At 62.2% G+C, this 26,118-nt stretch carries 20 protein-coding genes and 5 pseudogenes; 8 read left to right on the forward strand and 17 right to left on the reverse strand.

What is annotated here, in order from left to right:
* Positions 1-387, reverse strand: a pseudogene (locus JCM25156_RS02065) (biotin/lipoyl-binding protein); the annotation flags it as partial.
* 398 nt (positions 388-785) lie between these two features.
* On the opposite strand from JCM25156_RS02065, the pseudogene JCM25156_RS20750 reads away from it, so the two are divergent.
* Together JCM25156_RS20750 and JCM25156_RS20755 are read left to right on the forward strand one after the other, a co-directional pair.
* Positions 786-2,406, forward strand: a pseudogene (locus JCM25156_RS20750) (ABC-F family ATP-binding cassette domain-containing protein).
* A 223-nt stretch (positions 2,407-2,629) separates the two neighbouring features.
* Positions 2,630-3,833, forward strand: a pseudogene (locus tag JCM25156_RS20755) (zinc-dependent alcohol dehydrogenase).
* A 90-nt stretch (positions 3,834-3,923) separates the two neighbouring features.
* Here JCM25156_RS20755 and JCM25156_RS20760 read toward each other — a convergent pair.
* From JCM25156_RS20760 to JCM25156_RS29740, 10 genes and pseudogenes are all read right to left on the reverse strand, one after another.
* Positions 3,924-5,032, reverse strand: a pseudogene (locus tag JCM25156_RS20760) (S-(hydroxymethyl)glutathione dehydrogenase/class III alcohol dehydrogenase).
* A gap of 210 nt (positions 5,033-5,242) precedes the next feature.
* Entirely contained in the window at positions 5,243-6,400 is a 1,158-nt protein-coding gene (gene argE / locus JCM25156_RS20765) for an acetylornithine deacetylase (RefSeq protein WP_034958056.1), read from the reverse strand.
* An 87-nt stretch (positions 6,401-6,487) separates the two neighbouring features.
* Positions 6,488-8,914 (reverse strand): TonB-dependent receptor, encoded by a 2,427-nt coding sequence (locus JCM25156_RS02090; RefSeq protein ID WP_025811910.1) that lies wholly within the window; start codon positions 8,912-8,914, stop codon positions 6,488-6,490.
* A gap of 191 nt (positions 8,915-9,105) precedes the next feature.
* Positions 9,106-9,738, reverse strand: a complete 633-nt coding sequence (locus JCM25156_RS31940; protein WP_277909316.1) for a cytosine permease — start codon at positions 9,736-9,738, stop codon at positions 9,106-9,108.
* The gene (locus tag JCM25156_RS31945) at positions 9,711-10,523 is read right to left on the reverse strand and encodes a purine-cytosine permease family protein (RefSeq protein WP_277909317.1); all 813 of its coding nucleotides are present in this window, start codon (positions 10,521-10,523) and stop codon (positions 9,711-9,713) included. The genes JCM25156_RS31940 and JCM25156_RS31945 overlap by 28 nt, the downstream gene beginning before the upstream one ends.
* Before the next feature lie 30 nt (positions 10,524-10,553).
* Positions 10,554-11,336: an amino acid ABC transporter ATP-binding protein gene (locus JCM25156_RS02100; RefSeq protein WP_051577451.1), complete on the reverse strand. Its 783-nt coding sequence runs from the start codon at positions 11,334-11,336 to the stop codon at positions 10,554-10,556.
* Positions 11,333-12,043, reverse strand: a complete 711-nt coding sequence (locus tag JCM25156_RS02105; RefSeq protein ID WP_025811914.1) for an amino acid ABC transporter permease — start codon at positions 12,041-12,043, stop codon at positions 11,333-11,335. Before JCM25156_RS02105 ends, JCM25156_RS02100 begins: the two co-directional genes overlap by 4 nt.
* Before the next feature lie 9 nt (positions 12,044-12,052).
* A complete protein-coding gene (locus JCM25156_RS31950; protein ID WP_159104950.1) occupies positions 12,053-12,208 on the reverse strand; it encodes a hypothetical protein in 156 nt (51 codons plus the stop codon).
* The gene (locus tag JCM25156_RS20775; protein ID WP_051577452.1) at positions 12,154-12,918 is read right to left on the reverse strand and encodes a substrate-binding periplasmic protein; all 765 of its coding nucleotides are present in this window, start codon (positions 12,916-12,918) and stop codon (positions 12,154-12,156) included. Before JCM25156_RS20775 ends, JCM25156_RS31950 begins: the two co-directional genes overlap by 55 nt.
* A 234-nt stretch (positions 12,919-13,152) precedes the next feature.
* Positions 13,153-13,560 carry a phytanoyl-CoA dioxygenase family protein gene (locus tag JCM25156_RS29740; protein ID WP_199898804.1) on the reverse strand — a complete coding sequence of 136 codons (408 nt, stop codon included), beginning with the start codon at positions 13,558-13,560 and terminating at the stop codon, positions 13,153-13,155.
* A 390-nt stretch (positions 13,561-13,950) separates the two neighbouring features.
* On the opposite strand from JCM25156_RS29740, the gene hisC reads away from it, so the two are divergent.
* From hisC to JCM25156_RS02135, 4 genes are read left to right on the forward strand one after another with little or no spacing between them, the layout of a single operon-like run.
* Positions 13,951-15,120 carry a histidinol-phosphate transaminase gene (gene hisC, locus JCM25156_RS02120; RefSeq protein ID WP_025811916.1) on the forward strand — a complete coding sequence of 390 codons (1,170 nt, stop codon included), beginning with the start codon at positions 13,951-13,953 and terminating at the stop codon, positions 15,118-15,120.
* Positions 15,108-16,514 carry an FAD-binding oxidoreductase gene (locus JCM25156_RS02125; protein WP_407637087.1) on the forward strand — a complete coding sequence of 469 codons (1,407 nt, stop codon included), beginning with the start codon at positions 15,108-15,110 and terminating at the stop codon, positions 16,512-16,514. Before hisC ends, JCM25156_RS02125 begins: the two co-directional genes overlap by 13 nt.
* Positions 16,508-17,098: a HutD/Ves family protein gene (locus tag JCM25156_RS26955; RefSeq protein WP_025811920.1), complete on the forward strand. Its 591-nt coding sequence runs from the start codon at positions 16,508-16,510 to the stop codon at positions 17,096-17,098. The genes JCM25156_RS02125 and JCM25156_RS26955 overlap by 7 nt, the downstream gene beginning before the upstream one ends.
* Positions 17,095-18,051: an isopenicillin N synthase family dioxygenase gene (locus tag JCM25156_RS02135; protein WP_025811922.1), complete on the forward strand. Its 957-nt coding sequence runs from the start codon at positions 17,095-17,097 to the stop codon at positions 18,049-18,051. The genes JCM25156_RS26955 and JCM25156_RS02135 overlap by 4 nt, the downstream gene beginning before the upstream one ends.
* 327 nt (positions 18,052-18,378) lie before the next feature.
* Here the strand turns inward: JCM25156_RS02135 and JCM25156_RS02140 are convergent, their stop codons facing one another.
* From JCM25156_RS02140 to JCM25156_RS32795, 6 genes and pseudogenes are all read right to left on the reverse strand, one after another.
* Entirely contained in the window at positions 18,379-19,518 is a 1,140-nt protein-coding gene (locus tag JCM25156_RS02140) for an alpha-hydroxy acid oxidase (RefSeq protein ID WP_025811924.1), read from the reverse strand.
* A pseudogene (gene hutH / locus JCM25156_RS20790) lies at positions 19,518-21,064 on the reverse strand (histidine ammonia-lyase). Before hutH ends, JCM25156_RS02140 begins: the two are co-directional and overlap by 1 nt.
* A gap of 5 nt (positions 21,065-21,069) precedes the next feature.
* Entirely contained in the window at positions 21,070-22,755 is a 1,686-nt protein-coding gene (gene hutU / locus JCM25156_RS02150; protein ID WP_034958058.1) for a urocanate hydratase, read from the reverse strand.
* A 107-nt stretch (positions 22,756-22,862) separates the two neighbouring features.
* Positions 22,863-23,588, reverse strand: a complete 726-nt coding sequence (gene hutC / locus JCM25156_RS02155) for a histidine utilization repressor (protein WP_025811928.1) — start codon at positions 23,586-23,588, stop codon at positions 22,863-22,865.
* A 78-nt stretch (positions 23,589-23,666) separates the two neighbouring features.
* Positions 23,667-24,314, reverse strand: coding sequence for an amidohydrolase family protein (locus JCM25156_RS32790; RefSeq protein WP_306301729.1), 648 nt, complete (start codon positions 24,312-24,314; stop codon positions 23,667-23,669).
* Positions 24,311-24,709 (reverse strand): amidohydrolase family protein, encoded by a 399-nt coding sequence (locus JCM25156_RS32795; RefSeq protein ID WP_306301730.1) that lies wholly within the window; start codon positions 24,707-24,709, stop codon positions 24,311-24,313. Before JCM25156_RS32795 ends, JCM25156_RS32790 begins: the two co-directional genes overlap by 4 nt.
* Before the next feature lie 8 nt (positions 24,710-24,717).
* On the opposite strand from JCM25156_RS32795, the gene JCM25156_RS32800 reads away from it, so the two are divergent.
* Entirely contained in the window at positions 24,718-24,885 is a 168-nt protein-coding gene (locus JCM25156_RS32800; protein ID WP_306301731.1) for a hypothetical protein, read from the forward strand.
* 105 nt (positions 24,886-24,990) lie between these two features.
* Positions 24,991-26,118: formimidoylglutamate deiminase (locus tag JCM25156_RS02165; protein WP_025811929.1), on the forward strand; the 1,128-nt coding region annotated here is incomplete at its 3' end.

Genomic DNA, 26,118 nt, shown 5'->3' on the forward strand with positions numbered 1-26,118 from the left:
GCGCAGGGTCTGCTGTGGCACCGTATCATCCAGCCGCGCCAGCACCTCCCCCGCCCGCACGACGCTCCCGGCGGAAACCGAACGCGCCACGACCTTGCCGGGCAGGCGGAAGGCGAGATTGACGTAGCGGTGGGCCGCGACCTGCCCTGTCACCACCTCCGCGTTCGCATCGGGCGCGGGTTCAACAATGACCGAGCGCACGGGGCGGACTTCCTCCACAGGCACCTTTTTATGGCAGGCGGACAGGAACAGCAGCAGGCAGAGCAGAATCAGGCCCGGCCCCGTTGGACGCTCCGCCTTTTCCACCACGGGCGCGACGCCATCCCCATCACACAGGGGGGAAAAGAAAATGGTGGCCAGGAATGAAGGCGGCTCCGCGTGCGCCACGGCCTCTTTGCCGGCATGTCTGGTTTGCATGGATATGGACCATCCTCATTCATTCCATGGACCCGGCCATAGGATTCAACCGTTACGACCCACATAGACGAGACCGTATCGTATCGCAAGATGCCGAAAGATCATCCCGGCACCCGGCGGCTCACGCCCGCCCCCTTCGCGCATCCGCCCGAAAGGGATGTTCCCGCACCCCGTCAGAAGCCGTTTTCGTACCCACATAAGGATGAAACAGACTTCAGGGCCGTATGCCGTGACAGAACCGGCCACTAAAAAACGGACAGGGCCACATTCACGGGTCATCACGCGCCTCCCGCTATTTACGGTCCGCAGGGGTTACGCGATAAGGGCGCTCCGGCTTTTGCCCCCTCCCCTGCGTTATCTGAGGCTCCATGATCCGTCTCGACACCATCAGCAAGCACAACGGCCATCGCGTCATCTTTGTCGACGCGTCGGCGGCCCTCCAGAAGGGTGAGAAAATCGGGCTGGTCGGGCCGAACGGCGCGGGCAAGACGACGCTGTTCCGGCTGATTACCGGGCAGGAAGAACCTGATGATGGGCATATCCTGACCGATCGCGGCGTCACCATCGGTTTCTTCAATCAGGACGTGGGGGAAATGGCGGGCCGCAGCGCGGTGGCCGAGGTCATGGACGGGGCTGGCCCCGTGGCCGTGATCGGGGCCGAACTGGCCGGGCTGGAAGCGGCGATGGCGGACCCGGACCGGCTTGATGAACTGGACGCCATTCTCGAACGCTTTGGCGAGGTGCAGGCCCGTTTCGAGGAACTGGGCGCTACGCGCTGGATGGGCGCGCACGCGAAATCCTGCACGGGCTGGGCTTCAGCCAGGAGATGATGGATGGCGATGTCGGCCGCCTGTCTGGCGGGTGGAAGATGCGCGTGGCGCTGGCGCGCATCCTGCTTATGAAACCGGACGTGATGCTGCTGGACGAACCGAGCAACCATCTCGACCTGGAAAGCCTGATCTGGCTGGAGCAGTTCCTGGCCACTTATGATGGCGCGCTGCTGATGACATCGCACGATCGCGCTTCATGAACCGGATCATCAACAAGGTGATCGAGATCGACGGTGGCGCGCTGTCAAGTTTTTCGGGCGATTACGAGTTCTATGAACAGCAGCGCGCCCAGAGCGAAAAGCAGCAGCAGGCCCAGTTCGACCGCCAGCAGGCCATGCTGGCCAAGGAAGTCGCCTTTATCGAGCGTTTCAAGGCCCGGGCCTCCCACGCGGCACAGGTGCAGAGCCGGGTCAAGAAACTGGACAAGATCGACCGGATCGAACCGCCCAGGCGCCGCCAGACCGTTTCCTTCACCTTCCCGCCCGCCCCGCGTTCGGGCGATGCGGTCGTCAACCTGCGCGGCGTGGACAAGGCCTATGGCAACCGCGTGATCTATCATGACCTTGACCTGCTGATCCGCCGGCAGGAACGCTGCTGCGTGCTCGGCGTCAACGGGGCGGGCAAATCGACCCTGCTGAAACTGGTCACCGGCACCACGGAACCGGACGCCGGAACGGTCACGCTCGGCGGTAGCGTCCGGATGGGCTATTTCGCCCAGCACGCCATGGATCTGCTGGACGGTAATCTCACGATTTCCGAAACCCTGAACAACGCCTTCCCGCTTGCCTCCCAGGGGTCGCTGCGGTCACTGGCGGGCAGTTTCGGTTTTCCCGGTGATGATATTGACAAGGTGTGCCGCGTCCTGTCCGGTGGCGAAAAGGCCCGTCTGGTTCTGGCGCTGATGCTGTACGACCCGCCAAACTTCCTGGTGCTGGACGAACCCACCAACCATCTCGACATCGCCACCAAGGAAATGTTGATCGCCGCCCTGGCCGATTACGATGGCACGATGCTGTTCGTCTCCCACGACCGTCATTTCCTGGCGGCCCTTTCCAACCGTGTTCTGGAACTCACGCCCGACGGGCTTCATCGCTACGACGGTGGATATACGGAATACGTCGCCCGGACCGGTCGCGAAGCACCGGGACTGCATGCGTGACGCCACGTTCCTTACCGGAATTCCGTCTGTAAATTCAGGAAAGTTTTGGGGAAAGCCTTTTTCAGGGAGCTTCGGGAAACGCCGCCTTTTTGAAAAAAGGTGGCGCCCGGAAACTTTTATTTCCTTTATCAATCAGTTGTTTTCAAACAGCCCCTGAACACCACGGGAAACCACGGCACATGGCGTGCGTCTGTTTCGTATCAACACGAAGCAGGATGCCCCCATGAAAGCACTGACCTGGCAGAAAAAGGGTAAGATCACATGCGAAAGCGTGCCTGACCCTGTCATTGTCGATGGCCATGACGCCATCATAAAGGTGACGGCCTGCGCCATCTGCGGCTCTGACCTTCATCTGATGGACGGCATGATGCCGACCATGCAGCGCGGCGACATTCTTGGCCACGAGACCATGGGGGAAGTGGTCGAGGTTGGAAAGGACAATACCCGCCTGTCGGTCGGGGACCGTATTGTCGTGCCCTTCACCATTTCCTGCGGGGCATGCCGGCAGTGCAGGTGGGGCAACTGGAGCTGCTGCGAACGGACGAATCCCAACGGACGCCTGCAGGCCGAAACCTTTGGCTATCCATTATCCGGCCTGTTTGGCTATTCCCATATTACGGGTGGCTTTGCGGGCGGTCAGGCGGAATATCTGCGTGTTCCCTATGCCGATGTCGGGCCGATCGTAATTCCGGAGGGGCTAGACGATGAACAGGTCCTGTTCCTGTCCGACATTTTCCCTACGGGCTATCAGGCTGCTGAAAACTGCGAAATCACACCGGACTCCGAAAAGACCATCGCCGTCTGGGGCTGTGGACCGGTTGGGCAGATGGCGATCCGGTCGTGCTTCCTGCTGGGCGCGAAGCGTGTCATCGCCATAGATGAAGTGCCCGGGAGACTGGCGATGGCGCGCGCGGGCGGGGCCGAAACCATAGATTTCCGCACCCACAACATTCAGGAAACGCTTGTGGAAATGACCGACGGGCTTGGCCCCGATGCGGTGATCGAAGCGGTCGGGATGGAAGCGCATGGCGCCGACACCATGATGCAGAAGGTCGGTTCAGCTGCTGTCCGCCACGACGCTGGAGCGGCCTTTCGCCCTCAATCAGGCCATTCTTGGCTGCAGGCCGGGCGGCATCGTGTCGATGCCGGGTGTATATGCCGGTGCGCTGGGCCCTGTCATGATCGGTGTGCTCATGAACAAGGGCCTGACGTTACGCACCGGACAGACCAATACGCAGAAATATCTCAGCCCGCTTCTGGAGCGGATCCAGAAAGGGGAGATCGACCCCTCCTTCGTCATCACTCACCGTTCCACAAATCTGGAAGACGGTCCGGCCCTTTATGAGAAATTCAGGGACAAGAAAGACAACTGCACCAAGGTTGTCTTTCGACCCGATGGGAACCGAGAAGTTCCCACAAACAGATAATGCAAAGGAATGGAAGTTCCTGGATGCCGCCTTTTTCTGAAAAAGGCTTCACCAAGAACTTCTTTATGAAAAGCTGGAGCGTACGCCCGTTCAGTAATGAATGACGGAGCGGATGGACTTTCCTTCATGCATCAGGCGGAACGCCTCGTTAATATCTTCCAGCGGCATGGTGTGCGTCACGAAAGGCTCAAGCTGGATGTCGCCGCGCATCGCGTCCTCCACCATGCCCGGCAACTGGCTGCGCCCCTTCACGCCACCGAATGCGGACCCTTTCCATGACCGCCCCGTGACAAGCTGGAACGGGCGGGTGGATATTTCCTGCCCGGCTCCGGCCACACCGATGACAATGGACTGCCCCCATCCGCGATGCGCGCATTCAAGCGCCGCCCGCATGACGTTGACGTTGCCAATACATTCAAAGGTATGGTCCACGCCCCAGCCCGTCATTTCCACGATAACCTGCTGGATCGGCTTGTCATAATCCTTCGGGTTAAGGAAATCCGTCGCGCCGAACGCTTTTGCCAGCTCGAATTTGTCCGGGTTGGTGTCAATGGCGAAAATCCGCCCCGCCCTGGCCTGGCGCGCGCCTGAATGACGGCAAGACCAATCCCGCCCAGACCGAATACGGCCACGGAATCACCGGGCTGGACCCTGGCGGTGTTGTGCACGGCCCCGATCCCGGTTGTCACGCCACAGCCCATCAGGCACACATGGCCGGGATTGGCCTGCGGGTTGATCTTCGCCACGGATACTTCCGCAACGACCGTGTATTCACTGAATGTCGAACACCCCATGTAATGATAAAGCGGCTGACCCCTGTAGGAAAAGCGTGTCGTGCCATCGGGCATGAGCCCCTTGCCCTGTGTCGCCCGGACCGACACGCACAGGTTTGTCTTGCCGGATTTACAGAACAGGCATTCCCCGCATTCGGCTGTATAAAGCGGGATGACATGATCGCCCGGCTTTACACTGGTCACGCCCTCCCCCACTTCCATGACGATACCGGCACCCTCATGCCCCAGCACCGCGGGGAAGATACCCTCCGGGTCATCGCCGGACAGGGTGAAGGCATCGGTATGGCATACGCCCGTATGGGTGATCCGGATCAGTACCTCGCCCGCGCGGGGCGGTTCCACGTCGATTTCAACAACTTCCAGGGGCTTGCCTGCTTCAAACGCAACGGCGGCACGTGATTTCACGCATTTTCTCCTTATGCAGTCAGATCGTCTCACCGTCGGGAACGGGAGAAAGACAATGAACCGGATCTTACGGGCCGGGATAAGGCCTGCATGCCCTGTGGCGATTGCCTATCCCATATACCTGTCCGGATAACCTTATGATACGGGCCTTCATGCCCCGGCATGTCCATCATCGGGCACATTCCTGAAGCATGCAAATACAGCAGAACCCTAGACAACAATATTACGCAGGAATTCCTCACATTCGGCAAGCTGCTGCAATGATACGAATTCGTCCGCCTTATGCGCCTGCACGATTGAACCGGGACCGCAGACCAGCGCGTCAATTCCCACCTGCTGGAACAGGCCCGCCTCCGTTCCATAGGACACGCAGTTACACTGCCTGTTTCCAAGCGCATCCATCATATCGTCAATGGCCTCACAGAAACGACCGGACAGGGCTGGCACATTGGCGCGCCGAAATAATGTCACCCCCACATCCGGGTGATTGCGCCGCATGGCCGGGACGATCTCATGGTCAATATAATTCCTGATCGTCTTTTCTATCCCATCACTGTCTTCCTGTGGGAGGGAGCGGAACTGGAAGGTGAAATCACACAGATCCGGCACCGTATTGGTGGAAAGGCCGCCCTCGATCGTGCCGACCGAGAATGTGGTGTAAGGCGGATCAAAATCCGGGTCCTGCAGGTTTTCATGCTGGAAAGCCTTCGCCATGCCATCAAGGAAGGTGATGATCTTCGCGGCATAGGTAATGGCGTTCACCCCATCGGCGCTGGCGGAATGACATGCCCGGCCATGCACCCGGCATTCAAACACGCGCGACGCCTTATGCGCGGTAACCGGCGTCATGTCCGTAGGTTCACCCACAAGACAGACGCGCGGACGGTAGCCGCGCGCGACAATATCACGGATCATCAGCGGCGCGCCGATACAGCCCAGTTCCTCATCAAACGACAGGGCGTAATGAAGCGGGTATTCAGGGCGTTTTCGCGCAAACTCCTCACTCAGCGCAATGGCGGTTCCCAGAAAACCCTTCATGTCACACGCGCCCCGGCCATACAGCTTTCCATCACGGATGGAGGCGACGAACGGGTCCGATGTCCACGCCTGCCCCGCCACGGGCACCACATCCGTATGGCCGGACAGCACCAGCCCGTCGTGCAGCGCGCCGTTGCGCCCCGGCAATGTCGCAAACAGGTTGGCCTTGGTGCCGGCCTCGTTTGCCGTCAGGTCAACCTCCATGCCCAACTGGCGGAAATGCGCGGCGACTTCCATAACTAGGCTGAGATTGGACCGGGAGGAAATACTCTCATGCGCGATCAGGCGCGTGATCCAGTCAAGGGTGTGCTGACTTGGCATGGCGGTCATGGAAAGAAAGATACTCCCGAGGCAATGCAAAAGCCGGCACAGGCCCGGAAGGCATATGCCGACTGCTGCCGCCTGATTTAGACGCTATCAGAAATTCGCGCTGAGCGAACCGAAGAACATGCGCGGCGCACCGACCAGGAAGGACTGGTAGGCCATGGCCCCCTGGGAAATGCTGAGCGGGTTACCGTTTTCACCCATGGTGGAGATGTAATGGGAGTTCGAAAGATTGGTCACGCTGAAGGACAGCGTCAGATCCTTGGCCGGGGAAAGCTTGCGATGGATCGCGCCGATCTTGCTGAGGTTGTACTGCACACCCAGATTGGCGAGCCAGTAGGACGGGATCTTGACATCCCCCACATAGCTGTAGTTACGGCGGCTGTTGTAGCTTGCGTCAACATAGGCCGTCAGCCCCTGATAGGTATATGACAGGCGGGTCTTGTACATGAAGCGCGGATAGTTGATAACCTGCACGCCACGGGTATGGTACAGCGTGCCGCCATCCATCAGGTTGTTGTCATACGTTGCGTGGTCATAGCTGAAGCTGTTGGTGAATGTCAGGTTATGGATGGGCATGACCGTCAGGGCGGCATCCACGCCATTCATCGTCACGCCACCCACGTTCGCCACCGTGGAGAGCGGATTGACCGCCGATCCCGACGTGATCTGCTGCAGGCGGTTGTTAAAGTTCGTGCGGTAGCCATACAGCGACAGACCGACAAACTGCGTGGAGTAACGATAGCCCAGCGCATAGGTCCAGTCCGTCTCGGGGTGGATGTTGGAACGCTCGGCATTGAACGCCTGCTGGGTCACGGCGAATGGCGAGGCGCAGAGGTTGTATCCGCACTGGGCGTAGGTATGCACGTTCTCTGAAATATCGAAGAACAGTTCATGATTCTTCAGGAAATGCCAGTCCGCGCTGATATGCGGCAGGAAAGGCTTGGCAGTGGTCAGGCCGACGCCACTGGCCAGTTCCGTGCCCGCGCCATAATAATCCTGGTTCGCGTAGCCATTGCCCACGCGCGTGGTGCTGAGAACGGACTTGAAACCGAAATGCAGGGCCAGACCGTGCACGGGGCGGAACGTGTCCTGCACGAACGCCGTGAAGGTATTGGTGTTGTAATCCTGATTGTAAATCTCGGCGAAGGGATGCTTCCAGTAGTTCAGCGGGTTGGGCAGCGCCTGCGTCAACTGGCCGTTGACGATGTTGGGCATCTGGAAGTCGTATTCAGGCGACTGGTAGCTGTTGTTTTCATACCAGACGCCGCCCGACAACTGGTTCCTGCTCGTATCGTAATGCACCTGTGAAATGATGCCGTAGCGGCGGATGCCCGGCGCCTTGCGCAGTTCCGAAAGCGGGGAACCATTGGGGGAGGGATAATAGGGCGTCGTCCATGTGGACTGGGTCGTTTCACCATGGCCATAGGCCGTGGTGTCCCACATGACGTTATGCGCCAGCTTGATATGCGCCTTGATGCCGCCGAAATAGTCCTCGCTGTTGAGAACCGCGTCGTAATAGGCCGAATCCTCGGGATCCTGCAGGCCGGAAAAGGATGAGGGGAAAATGCCGTTGGCGGCGTTGATCGCGGCCTGCAACCCGCTCTGCCTGCCGTTATAATAGTTGGTGACGTTGTAACCGGCCTTCTGGATCACCTCGGGCGAAGCATCGGGGGTGGAGAACTGGTGCATGTCGGCCCAGTCGAAATAGGCGGACAGGGAGCTTTCCTCACCCAGTGGCTGGACCAGCTTGGCGTTGACCTGCTGGACGAACTGCTCACCCGTTCCCTTCCAGATCTGCCCGTCCTGGCGGCTGTAGGATGTATAGAAGCGCGTGCCCGTGCGGTTCAGGTCACCACTCTCCAGCCGTACGAACGTATGGTAGTTGGCGAAACTGCCAAAGCCCTGGCTGATCGTGCCGCCCATCTTGTGCGACGGATCGCGCGAGACATAGGCCATCGACCCGCCAAGGTTGTTGGTGGCGGCAATATCCTCCGCGCCTGCGGACTGGGAGACGTCGATACGCCCCACATTTTCGGACGAGATGGCGAGCAGCGCGTTGAAGCCGTTATAGTTTCGCAGCGACTGTTCACCCAGCGGCATGCCGTCGAGCGTGAACCCGATTTCCTGCTGCTGGAAGCCGTGCATGAAAATCTGTTCGGACCAGATGTCCACACCCTGCGCATCGGCTGACTGGAACATGACACCGGGCAACTGGGACAGGACCTTGAGCGGGTTGGTCCCGGCGGGGGCCTGCGACAGCAGCTTCTGGCTGACGGTGACAAGCGCGCCATGGGAGACGTGGCGCGACCTGACGTTGAATGTTTCGGAGGTGGAGCTGAGATAGACCCCCTCCTTGCTTCCCGTGGCGGTGTGACTGCTGGCCGATGTCGCGGCGTGGGCAGCGGTCCGGCGGGGAGCGTGGCGCTCCTCGGTCCCTTCCTTCCCGGCTGCCTGCGGAACCGTCTGCGCCGAGCTACGCCGGTTCCGATGGTGACGAGCGTGGTGGAAAAGAGACATAATTTTGATAACGAAATATTCCGTATCATTATTGACCTCTACATACGACGCTTAACCGCAGGCAGTAGCCGCGCCTTCGTTAGCATAAGATTGTGAAAATATGCGACCCGGGGCCGGGAGCTGATCCGTTCTACAGACAGGCTAGGTTGTCTATACGAGTATAGTCAATAAGATTCGTATCGAAACCGCAATCAGTCCGTCGTTTTTCCGCGCCCTGTGGCGCGCATCGCCACGACATAGACAAGGCCGGTCAGGGCCAGCCCGAATACCCACGACAGGTCGGCCCCGCCAAATGCCTGCGCAAATGGCCCCATATACAGTTCGTTAGCCAGAAACGGCACCTGCACGATCAGGCCGAAAATGTAAGACAGCATGGCCCGCATGTTGAAGCGGCCGTACACACCCCCATCAGCGGCAAAGAAAGATGGCAGGTCATAGTTGCCATGGCGCAACACATAATAATCAACCAGATTGATGGCCGACCACGGAACCATGATCGCCATGAGCAACTGGAGGAACCCGGCATAGGCCTTGTCGAACTGTCCGGCCATGCCAACCGCCAGCACCGTCGCCACGCACAGAAGCACAACCGATATCGCCACGCGCCACCCCCGCCCGAAATGCCGGTGCGGAGCCAGGGTATGGAATACCGTGATGGAGGACAGCGCCCCGCAATAAAGGTTCATGGCATTGGCGATGATGATGCCCAGCGACAGCACCCCGAGAACGGGCGCCGCCAGCCACCCCAGTTCCCGCCCCAGCACGGCGGCGACATCCGCCCCCGTCACCACGCCGATCAGCATGGCGACGAACGACCCCAGCACGCAGCCCCAGTAGGTGGCATGGAACGCCTGCCGCTCCCCCGCCGGGCTGCTGGCAGGTAGCGCGAATAATCCGAAACATAGGGCGCATAGGCGATCTGCCACAGCGCCGCGAGCGACATGGCCCCCAGAAAGCCCGGTACCGTGTCATGCCCGTCACCGACCCACCATGCCGTGCCCCGGGGCACATGCCACAGCGCCACGACAAGACAGGTCAGCACCGCCGCCCCACACAGCAGCGATGCGATACGGGTCGCGCCATGGATGGCGCGGTAGCCCAGCACCGCCGGCACCAGTGAAAGGAACGCCACCACCAGCATGCCCGGCGTCCCGCCAAGATGCCCGTCCATCGTGGCCAGCCCCTGCGCGCCCAGCACAAGGTTGGACGCGGAAAAGCCCAGAAACATGATGACGATCAGCGCGGTCATGGGGGCCGCGCCCAGCATGCCGAACTGCGCGCGCGACTGCACCATCTGCGGGATGCCAAGATGCGGCCCCTGCGCCGCGTGCAGCGCCATGAACAGGCCACCGATCAGGTTGCCCACAATGGCGGCCATGATCGCGGCAAGCGGCGTAAGGTGGAATGTGCCACGCATGACCCCACCCGTCGTGACGGTCAGCATGGTCATGTTGGCGCCAAACCACAGCGCCAGCAGGTCGCGCGCCCGCCCGTGCCGTTCCGACACCGCGACCGGATAGATCGTCTGGAATTCAACGGTCTTTTCGGGCAGGAAATCCTCGATCAGTTCCGCGTGCGCTTCGGTTTTCGTACCTTGGGTGATCATCATGCGTGCGCCCTATCGTAAAAGCGGTTCGTGTCAGCCATGGGCCATCTCCATGAAGGTCCGTATGCGGGGCGGCGCACTGGCGCCGAATATTTCACTGGCCGACCCGCTCTCCGCTATGCGGCCCCCTTCGCAGAAATGGACCGTATGCGCGATCGAGCGCACGAAACGCATTTCATGGGTCACGATCAGCATGGTCATCCCCTCCGCCGACAGGTCGCGGATCACGCCCTGTACTTCCTGCACCAGCTGGGGGTCCAGCGCGCTGGTCGGTTCATCGAACAGGATAAGCGCCGGTGACATGGCCAGCGCGCGCGCGATTCCGACACGCTGCTTCTGCCCACCGGAAAGCTGGTCGGGGTAGAAATCCGCCCGTTCCAGCATGCCCACACGGGCCAGGCAGTCACGCGCCCGGTCGTACGCCTCCGCCCGGCCACGACGCAGCACGACAACCTGCCCCTCCACCACGTTTTCCATGACCGTACGGTGCGAAAACAGGTTGAAGTGCTGGAACACCATGGGCATGCGCGCCCGCGCGGCCTGGAGCGCGCGCGGCGGGGCGATACGGAAGATATTGCTGTTCCCGTCTTCCGAACACAGATGCTGCCCGAAGAACGTGATTTCCCCGCCATCGGGCTGCTCAAGGAAGTTGAGGCAGCGCAGGATGGTAGACTTGCCCGTACCGCTGGGGCCGATCAGGCACGCGATCTCGCCTTCATGCAGGGTCAGGTCCACACCCCGGAGAACCGCGTTGCCCCGGAAGGTCTTGCGCATCTGGCGCACGCTCAGCACGGGGGGGCTGAACTGGTCGTTCATCGTGCACCCTCCTTGTCCATGGTCAGGGGTATGCTGATGGTGGCCCGCCGGTTCGACGGGGTCAGCCACAGTTCGATGTAGCGGATGATCCGCGCGCTGATAAAGCTCATCATGAAATAGATGATCGCCACCATGATGTACGTGTTCATGCTGTCAAACGTATCGGAGATGACAATCGTGGCATGACGGAGGAGTTCATTGACCGAAATGAACGAAACCAGCGAACAGTCCTTGAGCAGCGCGATGAAATAGCCCCCCAGCGTAGGCAGGGAAGCCAGCGCCGCCTGCGGAATGATGACCCGGCGGTAAACACCCACCGGCGACATGCCGAGCGAGATGGCGGCCTCGCGCTGGCCCCTGTCAACCGCCACGATGGCCGCGCGGAACACCTCCGACAGATAAGCCGCGAGGTTGAGCGTCAGCCCCGCGATGCCCGCCCAGAACGCGCTCAGCACGATGCCGGCTTCGGGCAGGGAGAAATAGATCAGCAGCAGTTGCACGATCAGCGGCGTGTCACGCACGACCTCGACAAAGGCGTCCAGCGGCCAGCGCAGCGCGCGCCGGGCCGACAGGCGGCCAACGGCAAGGAAAAACCCCAGTACCGTACCCAGCAGCATCGAGATCAGCGACAGTTCGACCGTGACCAGCGCGCCCTGAAGCAGGAATGGGAAATGTTCCGGGATCTCGTAAAAAAGGAAGTTGTGCATGGATCCCGCTCAGTCCTGTCCAGGTGTTTTGACGAGATGGTCCTGCTGTGGCTCCCACACCCCATACCGCTTCAGGATCGTACGGATCGTGCCATCCTCGTGCATGTCCTTCAGGGCGTGGTTGATGGCGGCCAGCAGATCAACGCAGGCGGGCCGCACCACCACCCCCTCGCTGCCCAGCCTGTAGGGGGCGGCGGCCTGGGCGGCGGCCCATTCCGGCTTGGGCACATAGAAAACCGGCTCGCCCACCGTGCGCAGGCCGGCAAAATGCGCCTGCTGGGAATGCAGCGTGGCTGATCGACCACCACCGCGTCAATCTGCCTGTTGCGCAGGGCGAGGAAGGGATCCCCAAACGTGTCGTAATCCGCGACCGAAGCGCCGATCCCCCGCGCCACCAGCCGGTGGGCCGTGGCGGAATCGTTGGTGCCCAGCACGGAGCCGATCGTCCTGCCCTTCAGGTCGGCCAGCGAATGGATGGGGGAGTCATCCGGTACGATGACATAGTCATAGAGCATGAAATACGGCATGGAAAAGCGGACATGCCCCATCACCTCACGCTCCTGCGTGATGTTGACATCCGACAGCACGACATCCCATCGCCCCGCCTTGAGGCCGGGAATGATGGTTGACCATTCCGTAATGACGAACTCGGAACGTGGCAGCCCCATGCGCCGCGTCAGTTCGGACAGGAGATCGGCATCTATGCCGTGATAGGCCCCATCCCGATCCTGCCACAGGGAAGGATGCGCCCCCAGCAGCCCGTTCCCGACCCGCATGACCCCGGCGTGGCGGATGTCATCAAGGCATCCCGCATGGCCCACCGCTGGCGGACCCATTGCGAAAAGCCCCATTGCAAGCAGGAAGGCCGCCCTCACGTCGGTTCCGTGTAAAGAAGGGGAAAATCGGCGCCTGCCAGCGGATCGCCATCCTGAAGGGCGAGATGCGCGAAAGGCGGCGATCCCTTCCCCCCGCGGGAGACGAAAACGGCGTCATCCCCCACCAGCGCGCGGAGAAGACGCGCCGCCGGTGGATCGCTTCCACCGTCGCCGCCGCGCCATGGACGGTGCCGAAATCGAACGCCACGGCGTCCCCCGGTTCCATGTCCCAGCTCAGGATGGAGTATTCCTCCCGCGCGAATCGATATCGGGCATGGGCGGGCTGTCATCGACCGCATAGAGCGGCGTGCCATCAAAGCGCATGGGCCTGTGGTCACGCCCCCATTTATGGGAACCGGCCACGCATTCCAGCGCGTTCGCGGCGGGCACGGGGTCCAGCGGAATCCAGAAACTGACGGTCTGCGGGCCACGGGCGCAGTAATAGGGACCATCCTGATGCCAGGGGGTGACGAGCGAGGTGCCCGGTTCCTTGACCAGCACATGATCGTGAAAAAAACGCACCTCATGCGCGCCCAGCAGTTCACCCGCGATCCTGCCCAGGGGGGAGTTCTCGACAAAATCACGGAATTCGGGAATCCGCCGCCAGTTGCACAGATCCTGAAAGAAAGGGGCTGATCCCACGGCTGGTAGGAGCGTTCCAGTGGGCTGGGATCCGCCATCAGGCGGTCGATGCCCGCGCGTAACGTCTCGACCCATGGGGCGAAGACGCCCCGCAACACGATCACGCCATCCCTGCGGAAGGCCGCCGCCTGTCCGGTCAGAGGAAGCATTGAGACCACCTGTTCCATTTTCCGGCTGTCCTGTATTGAGACAAGAATGAAACGACCTTATGTTGTCTGTACAAGATGCGTCAACACCAATACGAAACAAAAAAGAATCTCAACAACAAAAAATTAAGCAAAATAAGGGAGATAGGCGGCAAACCCGCCCAAGGCGCCCGCAAAATAAATTTCGCTCGACCAACGAAATTTTATATGGTTGTATATACATGAACGAACAGGAGAACCGGTCATGTCCGCCAAGCCCGCTTCCATAACAAAGGTCAATGCCCCCGCATGCCGACCGGAAGTCGCGCAGCTTGCACCGTATAATGCGGGCCTGAGCACTGAAGCCGTCAAGAACTCTTATGGCGCCACCACCGTCACCAAGCTGGGCAGCAACGAAAACCCTTACGGTCCGCCCCCCACCGTGGCCGCCGCGCTACAGGGGCTGGCGGCACAGGTGGCGCTGTACCCCGAAGCCGACCAGAAGCTGAAGGCGGCGCTGGCGGCAAGGCTGGGGGAGCCCGCGTCGTGCCTCCTGCTGGGCAACGGGTCCGAGCAGATCATCCGCATGATCGCGCAGGCCTATATCCGCCCCGGGGATCGTGTCGTGACCGTCGTGCCGTCCTTCGGGCTGCATATCCTCACGGTCGAGGCCATGGGCGGGCAGGTCGAGACGGTGCCCGTGACGCCCGCGTGTGAATTCGACCTCCCCGCGCTGATCCGGGCGGTCTCCACCCCGCTCAGGATGCTGATCTTCGCCAATCCGTCCAACCCCGTGGGGTGCATGATGAAGGCGGATGACCTGCGCGCGCTCCTGGTCGCCTGCCCGCCTGACTGCCTGATCGTGGTGGATGAAGCCTATTACGAATATGCCCGCTTCGACCCCACCTACCCCGACGCCCGGACCATCCTGCGCGAACAGTCACGGCCCTGGCTGGTGCTGCGCACCTTCTCCAAGGCATACGGGCTTGCGGGTCTGCGCATTGGCTACGCCATCGCCTCGAGTCCCGAAATCATCGATGCGCTCGGGCGCATACGTGATCCGTTCAACACCAACATCGCGGCGCAACTGGCGGCCCTCGCGGCACTGGAGGGCACGGACCACATGGACCACGGCACGGGCCGGACGGTTGAAGCGCGCGAGAAACTCAGGACGGAACTTGAGGAAATGGGGCTGCAGGTCGCGCCCTCGCTCGGGAATTTCCTGTTCTTCCATACCACCCGGCCATCGGGGGACGTGGCCGAGGCCCTGCTGCACCATGGCGTGATCGTCAAGCCATGGAAGGAAGCGGGCTACACGCACTGGTTGCGTGTCAGCATCGGCCTGCCGGAAGAAAACGCCCGCTTCCTTGCAGCCCTGCGGACAGTCCTGCACCCTGCCCCCACATGTAAAACCGCAGGGGAATGCGTGAAATGACGACGGACAGGATTGAGCAGGCGATTGCCGAACTGGCGCCCTATTTTGGCGAACGCCTGTCGCGCAACCAGTCGGTGCGCGAACACCACGCCCATGGCGAGGGCTATCACGCCCAGCACCCGCCGCAGGCGGTCGTCTTCGCCGAGACCACGGAAGATGTCGCCCATGCCCTGCGCGTGTGCAACGCCCACCGCGCGCCGGTCATTCCGTTTGGGGCGGGCACCTCGCTGGAGGGGCAGGTCAACGCCATCGAGGGCGGCATATCCATAGATCTGTCACGCATGACCAGCCTGCTGGAACTCAATTCCGGGGATATGGACTGCCGCGTGCAGGCCGGCATCACCCGGCAGGAACTGAACCTGCTGCTGCGTGACGAGGGGCTGTTCTTCCCCGTTGATCCGGGTGGGGAGGCCACCATTGGCGGCATGTGCGCCACGCGCGCCTCCGGCACCGGGGCCGTACGGTACGGCACGATTCGTGAAAACGTACTGGGCCTGACCGTGGTCCTGGCGGATGGACGCATCATGCGCGTAGGCCGGCGGGTGCGCAAATCCGCCATGGGGTACGACCTGACGCACCTGCTGATCGGTTCGGAAGGAACGCTGGGCGTGATTACCGAAGTGCAGTTGCGCCTGCATGGCATACCCGAGACCATGGCCGCCGCCGTCTGCCAGTTCGAGACACTGGCGGACTGCGTGCAGACCGCCGTGCAGGTCATGCAGATGAGCGTGCCGATCGGGCGGATGGAACTGCTGGACGATGTGCAGATGGATGCCTGCATCCGTTACGCCAGGCTGGAAGGCTACCGCCCCATCCCCACCATGTTCTTCGAATTCGAGGGCGGCCCGGAATCCGTGCGCGAGCAGATCGAAACGGTCGAGGCGATCGCGGCCGACAATAACGGCTCCGCCTTTACATGGAGCACGCAGGCGCAGGAACGCGCGGCGCTGTGGAAGACGCGCCATGCCGTATTCTGGGCCTGCCTTGCCTACCGGCCCGGATATACCGGCATCTCGACCGACGCGATCGTGCCGATTTCCGCCCTGACCGACATGATCCTTGGCGCGAAACGCGATATTGAGGAATCCGGCATCACCGCCCCGATCGTGGGCCATATCGGTGATGGCAATTTCCATACCGTCATGCTGGTGCCCCCGGGGGAGGAGGAACTGGAAAAGGTCCGCGCGCTTGACCACAAGATCATCGCGCGTGCGCTGTCGCTGGGCGGGTCGGCCAGTGGCGAGCATGGCGTGGGCCTCGCGAAGATGGAGTTCATGCCCGCCGAGCATGATGCGGTGGCGCTCGATGTCATGCGTACGATCAAGCATGCCCTCGATCCGAACAATATCCTCAACCCCGGCAAGCTGCTGCCTCCCCCCACGCCGCCATGCTGACCCTCGCCACGCCGGATACCTTCACGCCACGGCCATGGCGCAACGGGCGTGGCGCCACGCGTGAAATCATGGTCCATGACGCCGGTGCGCCCCTTTCCCCCCGTTTCTGGCGCGTGAGTCTGGCCTGTATCGAGGGTGACGGGCCTTTTTCACTGTTTCCCGGCCTTGTCCGCCAGCTTGCGCTCGCCTCCCCCGGCAGGCTCACGCTTGAGGGGATCGGGACGGACGGCGTGACGCTGGACCATCCGGGCGAGATCATCCGTTTCGATGGCGCGCTTGCGGTCAGCGCATCGTGCCATGGGCGGTCCGTGCTGGCCTTCAATCTCATGGCCGCCCCCGGCGTGCCCGCGCGACTGGAGCGGCACCGGACAGCGTTCCGCCTGGAGCACACCCATACAATCGCGCTCTTTTCCCTTCAGGGTGAATGGCGGATTGAAAACTGCGACCGCCCCCTGCCGACGGGCATGATCGCATGCGGCCCCACCAGCGGCGCGATGACTGTCGAACCCGTTGACCCCCGCATGCCCGCCTGCCTGATCGCCGCAATCATCTCCACATCCCAAACTGAGAAAGTCATGTCATGAGTGAGCCTGCTGGTCTTCCTATCATTGATCTCGGTCCCGCGCGGCAGGGTGATTATGCAACCACCGGCGCCCTGATCGGCCAAGCCTTTACGACCTCCGGGTTCTGCTACATCCGCAATCACGGCATTCCCGATGCGGTCATCGACCGCCTGCGCGCCGAGGCGCTGGATTTCTTTCATGCCCCCATGGAGGAAAAACTGGCCTGCAAGCCCAAGGAAGCGGTGCGCGGGTTCAACGCACTGAACCGGACCATCATGTACGGCGCGGAACAGCCTGATTATAAGGAATTTTTCCAGATCGGCCTGGAACTTCCCGCCGATGATCCGGCCGTGCTGGCCGGCCAGCCCCTGCGCGGCCCCAACCAGTGGCCCGCCTCCCGACCGGCCTTCCGCGAGGCCATGATGGACTATTTCAACGCCGTCGGCGCCTGTGGCCAGGTGCTACTGCGCGCCGTTGCCCATTCACTGGGGATCGCGCCCGATTTCTTTGTGGCCAAATACGACCGCCCGCTACAGCGCACGCAGGCCATCTGGTATCCGCCCCATCCGGTGGAGCGGGAAAAGGACCAGTTCGGCGTAGCCCCCCATACCGATTATGGCTGCATAACCCTGCTGTGGCAGGACGAGACCGGGGGGCTGGATGTCATGGGCCGGGATGGAAAGTGGATCCCGGCCCCGCCCATTCCCGGCACGCTGGTCATCAATATCGGGGATCTGCTGTGCCGCTGGTCCAACCAGCGCTACAATTCCAACCTGCACCGGGTCACGAACCGATCGAAGAAGGAGCGCCTGTCAATCGCGACCTTCTACGATCCCGATTACGACGCCATCGTCGACCCGCGCGACCTGAACCTGCCGCCGGGCACCAAGCCGCTTTTCGAACCGGTTTCCGCCGGGGATTACATCATGGGGCGCATCCGCGAATCCCAGAAGCCCCACCCCGTTGAGTCCTGACGGCCCGTTATGAAAACAGCCCCGCCGATACAGGCGGGGCTGGCATTTCTGAAGCTTTTTGAAAAAAGCTTCACCAAACACTTCTTTATAATTTACGGATGGAATCCGGCCGTTGTGGCATTGTCGGGGTCTGGTCCGGATATGTGTGCCTTGATACCGCCTTGCCCGTCAGATGGATGAAAATATCCAGGCGGCCACCTGCGAATACAGGTTGCAAAATATCCTGCAAGCATAAGAAAGTTTTTGGCGAATTTTTCAAGAATATTCAGGAACACTACCTTACAAAAAAGGTGGCTCCCATAAACTTTTATTATTTATTTCAGACCTTCAGAACCGCCACAGCGCAGTCCGGCCCGCCGCGCGCACGCTCTGGATGTCACATAGCCCCGCCAGGGCCATGACATCGCGTATTTCCTGCGCAAGCGTATCAATGGCCGCCGCCACGCCTGTCGCCCCACCCGCCGCAAGCCCCCATACCCAGGGGCGGCCGATGGAAACCGCATGCGCGCCCAGCGCCAGCGCCGTCACCACGTCCCCACCGCGACGGATGCCGCTATCAAGCATGATGTCGACCCGTTCCCCCACCGCCGCCGCGATGCCGGGCAGCACGTCAAGCGTCGCGGGGGCTGGATCCATCTGGCGGCCACCATGGTTGGACACCACAAGGCCATCCACCCCGGCATCGGCGGCGCGCAGCGCATCTTCGGGGGTCATCACACCCTTGACCACAAGGGTGCCGCTCCAGTTCTCCCGCAGCCAGGCCAGATCATCCCAGCCCAGCGTGGGGTCGATCCGGGCGGCGATGTCACGCGCCTGCCCCATGACGTTGCGCGCGGTCGTATAGGCATCAACATTGCCCACGACCGGCATACCGCCGCGCATGAGCCCCGCAACCCATGCCGGGTGGTTGAGCAGGCTGGCCATCTGCCACAGTGTGGGACGGGAAAGGTGGCGGAAGCCATTGCGCACATCGCGCTCACGCACGGGCGTAATCGCCGTATCGACCGTCAGGATGATGCCACTTATGCCGCATGCCCTTGCACGGGCCAGCATGTCGCGTGTCAGGGCGCGGTCACGCAGCACATAAATCTGCGCCATCACATCGACGCCCGTGGCGGCCAGCGTTTCCATGGGGGCGATCGAAAAGGTGGAAATGCCCATTCCCACGCCCCGGCTGCCGGCCGCATGGGCCGCGCCACATTCACCGTGATGATGGAACATCCCGGCGAACCCCACCGGGGCAAGGAAGACCGGCAGTTTCCATGTACGGTTGAAGCAGCGCGTTGTCAGATCCACGGTGGACACATCGCGCAGGGCGCGGGGCACAACGCCCCACTGGGCGAAGCTGCTCCGGTTGCGGGCCATGGTCCGTTCACCATGGGCGCCCCCATCAATGTAGTCGGCAAACAGGCGGGGGAGACGACGGCGCGCCTTTCGCGCAGCCGCTGCAAACGCGCCGTCGTCCATCAGGCTGGCTCGACCGTGGGCAGCACCAGCGCGTCACCTACCGCCGTGTTCAGCGCGCCAGCGGCGATCAGCGCGTTGGCTGCTTCCATATCCGGGGTAAACAGCCGGTCCTGCGCGAAGAAGGCCACATGCTCGCGCAGCACGCCCGCGGCCCGCGCCATTGGCGGGGAGGAAACCAGTGGCGCAAGGAAATCAAGCCCCTGCACCGCCGCCAGATATTCAATGCCCAGAATGGTGCGCACGTTATCATTGATATCGGTCACGCGGCGCGCGGCGAAGGTCGCCATGGACACGTGATCTTCCTGGTTGGCGGAAGTCGGCAGGCTGTCCACACTGGCGGGGTGGGCCAGTGTCTTGTTCTCGGACGCCAGCGCCGCGGCCGTGACCTGCGCGATCATGAAGCCCGAGTTCACGCCACTGTCATTGACCAGGAAGGGCGGCAGGCCGCTCATGCCCGGATCAACCAGCAGCGCCAGGCGGCGCTCGGCAATGGCGCCGATTTCCGACACCGCGATCGCCATGAGGTCCGCCGCGATGGCCACCGGCTCGGCATGGAAGTTGCCGCCCGAGATCATCTCATCCGTATCGGGGAAGTGGATGGGATTATCGGAAACCGCATTGGCCTCGATCAGCAGCACGCGGGCCGCATGGCGCAGGCTGTCCAGCGCCGCCCCCATCACCTGCGGCTGGCAGCGCAGGCAGTACGGATCCTGCACGCGCTCGTCATCCACCTGATGGGAGGCGCGGATGGCCGAGCCTTCCATAAGCTTCCGATAGACCGCCGCGCATTCGATCTGTCCCTGCTGGCCCCGCAGCGTGTGCAGGCGCGGGTCGAACGGCGCATCCGTTCCACGCGCGGCGTCCAGTGTCAGCGATCCCGTGACAAGGGCCGCCTGGAACAGCCGTTCCGCATCGAACAGGGCGATCAGCGCAAGGGACGTGGAAACCTGCGTGCCGTTGAGCAGCGCCAGCCCTTCCTTGGGGCCAAGGACGACCGGCTCAAGACCGGCCTTGCGCAGCGCCTGCGCGCCGGGCAGGCGCTCGCCCCCGAAAAAGGCCTCGCCTCCCCGATCAGGACCGCCGTCATGTGCGCCAGCGGCGCAAGATCGCCCGATGCGCCAACCGAACCCTTTTCCGGAATGACGGGAATGAGATCCTTGGCCAGCATGTCCAGCAGGAGCTGCACGACCTCCGGCCGCACGCCGGAAAAACCCCGCCCCAGCCCGTTGGCCTTGAGCAGCATGATCAGGCGCACCACGCGCCCGGGCAGCGGCCTGCCAATGCCGGCGGCGTGGCTGAGAACCAGATTGCGCTGGAGGTCACGCAGCCGGTCATCGGGGATGCGGGTCTTGGCCAGCTTGCCAAAACCGGTATTGACCCCATACACGGCGGCCCCGCCCGCCACGATCCGCTCCACGGAGCGCGCGGCCACCGCCAGCGTGTCCAGCGCATCGGGGCTGAGGGTGACATCCGTCGCCTCGAACACGAAGCGGCGCAGGGTGGCCAGATCAAGCTGGCCGGGATGGAGAACGATATTTTCCGACATCTGCGTCAGCCTTTTCTGATCATGGGCAGATCGAGCCCTTTTTCGTGGGCGCAATCGACCGCGATGTCGTAACCCGCGTCCGCATGGCGCATCACACCCGTCGCCGGGTCATTCCACAGCACGCGCTCCAGGCGCTTCGCGGCGTCATCCGTGCCATCGGCCACGATCACCATGCCCGAATGCTGGGAGAAGCCCATGCCCACACCACCGCCATGATGCAGCGAAACCCATGTCGCACCCGACGCCGTGTTGAGCAGGGCATTGAGCAACGGCCAGTCCGATACGGCGTCCGAGCCGTCCCGCATGGCTTCCGTCTCACGGTTCGGGCTGGCGACGGAGCCGCTGTCCAGATGGTCACGACCGATCACGATCGGGGCCTTCAGTTCGCCCTTCGCCACCATTTCATTAAAGGCGAGGCCAAGGCGGTGCCGATCACCCAGCCCGACCCAGCAGATGCGCGAGGGCAGCCCCTGGAAGTGGATTTTCTCCCGCGCCATGTCGAGCCAGTTATGCAGGTGCTTATCGTCCGGCAGCAGTTCCTTCACCTTCGCATCGGTCTTGAAGATGTCTTCCGGATCCCCCGAAAGCGCGGCCCAGCGGAACGGGCCGATACCGCGACAGAACAGCGGGCGGATATAGGCGGGCACGAAGCCGGGGAAGGCGAAGGCGTCCTCGCAGCCAACCTCGAACGCCATCTGGCGGATGTTGTTGCCGTAATCGAAGGTGGGGATGCCCATGCGGTGGAAGGCGACCATCGCCTCCACATGCAGCTTCATTGACTCCTTCGCCGCCTTCTCGACCGCGGCCGGGTCGGTCACGCGCATCTTCGCCGCCTGATCCAGCGTCCAGCCCGCCGGGAGGTAACCGTTGAGCGGATCATGCGCGGAAGTCTGGTCGGTCACGCCATCGGGGCGGATGCCACGGCGCACCAGTTCGGGAAAGACTTCGGCCGCGTTGCCCAGCAGGCCGACCGAAACCGGCTTGCCGCTCTTGCAGGCGGCGTCGATGATTTCCAGCGCCTCATCCAGCGTATCCACCTTGCGGTCGAGATAGCCGGTCTGCAGGCGCTTCTCGATCCGGCCGGGTTCGCATTCAACCGCCAGCATGGACGCACCGGCCATGACCGCCGCCAGGGGCTGCGCGCCGCTCATGCCGCCCAGGCCGCCGGTCAGGATCCACCGGCCGGTCAGGTCGCCGCCATAATACTGGCGTCCCATCTCGACAAAGGTTTCATACGTTCCCTGAACGATGCCCTGACTGCCGATATAGATCCACGAACCCGCCGTCATCTGGCCATACATCATGAGACCGGCGCGATCGAGTTCGTTGAACTTGTCCCAGTTCGCCCAGTGGGGAACGATGTTGGAATTGGCGATCAGGACACGGGGGGCGTTTTCATGCGTGCGGAACACCCCGACCGGCTTGCCGGACTGCACCAGCAGGGTCTGGTCGGCCTCCAGCGTTTTCAGCGTCTCGACAATACGGTCATAGCACTGCCAGTTGCGGGCCGCGCGGCCAATACCACCATAGACAACCAGTTCCGAGGGCTTTTCCGCCACTTCGGGATCGAGGTTGTTCATCAGCATACGCATGGCAGCTTCTGTCTGCCAGCTTTTGGCCGTGATCTCCGGGCCATGCGCCGCATGGATAATACGATCATTGGACAGACGGGACGAGGTCGGGCTACTCATGACACCACCTTGAATGTACTTGTATATACATTCATGTGCCGCAGAGATTTCCCCTTGTCAACGTGAAAACGTAACGAAGTTCCGTTTCTGGCCGGAGCCGAAAAGGATCAGGGCCTATAGCGGCCCACAAAGCTGAAGCGACTGCCGGAATAGGTGAAGATCCCCTTCATCACGACACGCCCTTCAACCCATGTGCGTCGCATGAGCTGCAGGCACGCTTCGGGCTCGTCAAGGTCAAGCAGCGTGCAGATATCGAGGCTGGGCGTAACCGCGAAAACCACATGCTCGATCTCCTCCGGGTGGGAAATACCCGAAAGATGGCGGTGCGGATGGGTAAGGGAAAAATCCTGCTCCAGATAGTCCGGGGCGAAATGGGGGGAGACGAAACGCTCCTCGACCTGTAGCGGCGTGTCGTCCTCATAATGGACGATGATGGAGTGGAACAGGCGCGCGCCCGGACGCTGTTCGAACGCGGTGGCGAGATCGCTGCTGGCGCGGATCGTATCGAGCGTGATGATCCGCGTGGTGTGTTCATGCCCGTTGGAGGCAATATCATCAGCAATATCACGCAGTTCCAGCAGTTCCACGCGCTGCGCGGGCTCCGCGACGAAGGTGCCCACCCCCTGCGCGCGCGTGACCAGCCCTTCCGCCGTCAGTTCACGCAGGGCGCGGTGAACCGTCATGCGTGAGACACCGAGCAGTTCCACCAGTTCACTTTCCGATGGCAGGCGGTGACCGATTGCCCATTCACCGGTTTCGATCCGTTCGGTGATGTACAGCTTGACCTGTTCGTAACGGGCGGCGGGTTTATCCTTGGTTAAAGCCAGTGACACGCAATTACACCTTATTCAGCAGACGTTAGTCTATACTGGCATAAGGGAGCAGTCGCCATCCAGCGCTGATCCTGACTTTTATAGCGGGCAACCACCAAAAATCCGTGCGCTGGGACGTACGCCGCCGATCCAGTACGACAGTTCATGCGGGCCCGCGATGTCCCACACCACCATGTCGGCCGCCATGCCCGGGCGCAGCCGCCCGACCCTGCCGTCCAGGCCCAGCGCCTTTGCCGCGACATGGGTATGCCCGGCCAACGCCTCCCCCGGTGTCAGGCGGAACAGCGTGCAGGCCATGTTCATGACCGCCGTGGGGCTGAGAACGGGTGACGTGCCGGGATTGCAGTCCGTGGCGAGTCCCATGGGCACGCCGTATTGACGGAACAGCGCCACCGGGGGCTGCCTTGTTTCCCGCACGAAATAGAACGCGCCGGGCAGCAGCATGGCGACGGTGCCGGCCTCCGCCATGGCCCGTACGCTGCTTTCGCTTGCATATTCAACATGATCGGCCGAAAGCGCATGCCACCGCGCCGCCAGACGCGCCCCCTCCAGATCGGACATCTGGTCGGCATGCAGGCGCACGGGAAGCTTCCAGCGCTGCGCGGCTTCAAAAATGCGTTCCACCTCGGCGGGCTGGAACGCGATCGTCTCACAGAAGGCATCGACACTGTCGGCCAGACCGGCTTCGGCCACGGCGGGCAGCATTTCCGTGCACAGGAATGTCACGTAATCATCCTGCCTGCCCGCGAATTCCGGCGGCAGCGCATGCGCGCAAGAAAGGTGGCATGCACCCGCAACGGCAGGTGCCTGCCTACCGCGCGCGCCACGCGCAACTGCTTGAGTTCATCTTCCAGCCGCAGCCCGTAGCCGGATTTGATCTCGACCGTGGTCACGCCATTGTCAACAAGGCAGCGCGCGCGCCTGAGCGTGAGACGCAGCAGTTCCTCCTCGCTGGCGTCGCGGGTGGCGCGGACGGTGGACAGGATTCCACCCCCCCGCCGCGCGATGTCCTGATAGGAGACGCCCTGCAGGCGCTCCGCGAACTCGGCGCTTCTGTCACCGCCATAAACAAGGTGCGTATGCGGGTCCACCAGCCTGCCGTCATCCACTGCCCGTTGCACGAAATGACATGGGTGGCGAGGCGTTCGGGCCGGTCCGGCAGATCCTCCTGCCGCCCGACCCACGCAATCAGGCCATCACAGGCCGCGATGGCGCCATTGGGGATAACGCCGAAATCATCGCCCCCCGGCTGTCCGGTCCCACCTGCATCGGTTGCCAGATTGACATCGACCCATAACCGATCCCACATGACGCACTCCCATTTCAGCGCTTGACCCTAAACGTATATACATGTCTAGTTTTGAAACCGTTCCAACGCAATGATCTTCGAAACAGGCACGCCATGTCCCCATCGGTACAGATCCAGAATATTTTTGCCGGGCAGGCCCTGCTGCCGGATGGATGGCATGACAATGTGCGCCTGTGTTTTGATGGCGATGGCTTCTTCACCACGGTGCAGGCCGACCAGAAGCCCCAGCCGGAAGACAGGCGGGTGGATATCGCCATCCCGCCAATGCCCGGCCTGCATTCGCACGCCTTCCAGCGCGCCATGGCGGGGCTGACGGAAACCCGGCACAACCCCGCCGATTCATTCTGGAGCTGGCGGGAGCAGATGTACCGCCTCGCCGCCGCGATCGACCCCGACACCCTGCGCGCCATCGCTGCCCAGCTTTATGTGGAAATGCTCAGGGCGGGCTATACACAGGTGGCCGAGTTCCATTACCTCCACCGCGCACCGGACGGACAGCCTTACGCGCAGCCCGCTGAAATGCCGCTGGCCGTGATCGACGCGGCGGGGCAGGCCGGCATTGGCATGACCATGCTGCCCGCCCTTTACCGCCATGCCGGGTTTGGCCGCCCGCTGGCCCCGGAACAGCGGCGCTTTGCCAGCTCGCCGGAATTCCTGGCGCGGGTCGTTACCGACATTACGGCCCGCCATACCGGCAACCCGCTGGTGAACACGGGCGTCGCCCTGCATTCCCTGCGCGCGGCGGATGGTGGAGACATACGCGAAACGCTGCGCCTGTTACCGGGGGATGCGCCGGTTCACATCCACATTGCCGAACAGATGAAGGAAGTTGAGGACTGCATCGCCTTTCTGGGCCGCAGGCCCGTGGCGTGGCTGCTGGATGAAATGCCGGTGGATGAACGCTGGTGTCTTGTCCATGCCACCCATATGGACCATGACGAAACGATGCGCCTGGCCCGCTCCGGCGCGGTTGCCGGTATCTGCCCCATTACCGAAGCCAATCTGGGCGACGGATTTTTCCCGTTCATGGATTACGTGGATGCGGGCGGCCGGTTTGGCATCGGCAGTGACAGTAATGTGCTGCTTAATGTGGCCGAGGAACTGCGCACGCTGGAATATGGGCAACGCCTCATATCACAGAAACGCTGCCGTGCCCTGCCCTCGGGCCAGACCGGTTCGGTGGGCGGTTACCTGTACGCACAGGCCCTGCGCGGCGGAACG

Source organism: Komagataeibacter kakiaceti JCM 25156 (genome assembly GCF_000613305.1).

What these genes read in the sequence shown, in the direction of transcription:
- argE (WP_034958056.1), bottom strand. Translation starts at nt 6,400, where the DNA reads ATGACCGCCATGCCAAGTCAGCACACCCTTGACTGGATCACGCGCCTG.
- JCM25156_RS02090 (WP_025811910.1), bottom strand. Translation starts at nt 8,914, where the DNA reads ATGTCTCTTTTCCACCACGCTCGTCACCATCGGAACCGGCGTAGCTCG.
- JCM25156_RS31945 (WP_277909317.1), bottom strand. Translation starts at nt 10,523, where the DNA reads ATGATGATCACCCAAGGTACGAAAACCGAAGCGCACGCGGAACTGATC.
- JCM25156_RS02100 (WP_051577451.1), bottom strand. Translation starts at nt 11,336, where the DNA reads ATGAACGACCAGTTCAGCCCCCCCGTGCTGAGCGTGCGCCAGATGCGC.
- JCM25156_RS02105 (WP_025811914.1), bottom strand. Translation starts at nt 12,043, where the DNA reads ATGCACAACTTCCTTTTTTACGAGATCCCGGAACATTTCCCATTCCTG.
- hisC (WP_025811916.1), top strand. Translation starts at nt 13,951, where the DNA reads ATGTCCGCCAAGCCCGCTTCCATAACAAAGGTCAATGCCCCCGCATGC.
- JCM25156_RS02125 (WP_407637087.1), top strand. Translation starts at nt 15,108, where the DNA reads ATGCGTGAAATGACGACGGACAGGATTGAGCAGGCGATTGCCGAACTG.
- JCM25156_RS26955 (WP_025811920.1), top strand. Translation starts at nt 16,508, where the DNA reads ATGCTGACCCTCGCCACGCCGGATACCTTCACGCCACGGCCATGGCGC.
- JCM25156_RS02135 (WP_025811922.1), top strand. Translation starts at nt 17,095, where the DNA reads ATGAGTGAGCCTGCTGGTCTTCCTATCATTGATCTCGGTCCCGCGCGG.
- JCM25156_RS02140 (WP_025811924.1), bottom strand. Translation starts at nt 19,518, where the DNA reads ATGGACGACGGCGCGTTTGCAGCGGCTGCGCGAAAGGCGCGCCGTCGT.
- hutU (WP_034958058.1), bottom strand. Translation starts at nt 22,755, where the DNA reads ATGAGTAGCCCGACCTCGTCCCGTCTGTCCAATGATCGTATTATCCAT.
- JCM25156_RS32800 (WP_306301731.1), top strand. Translation starts at nt 24,718, where the DNA reads ATGGGTGGCGAGGCGTTCGGGCCGGTCCGGCAGATCCTCCTGCCGCCC.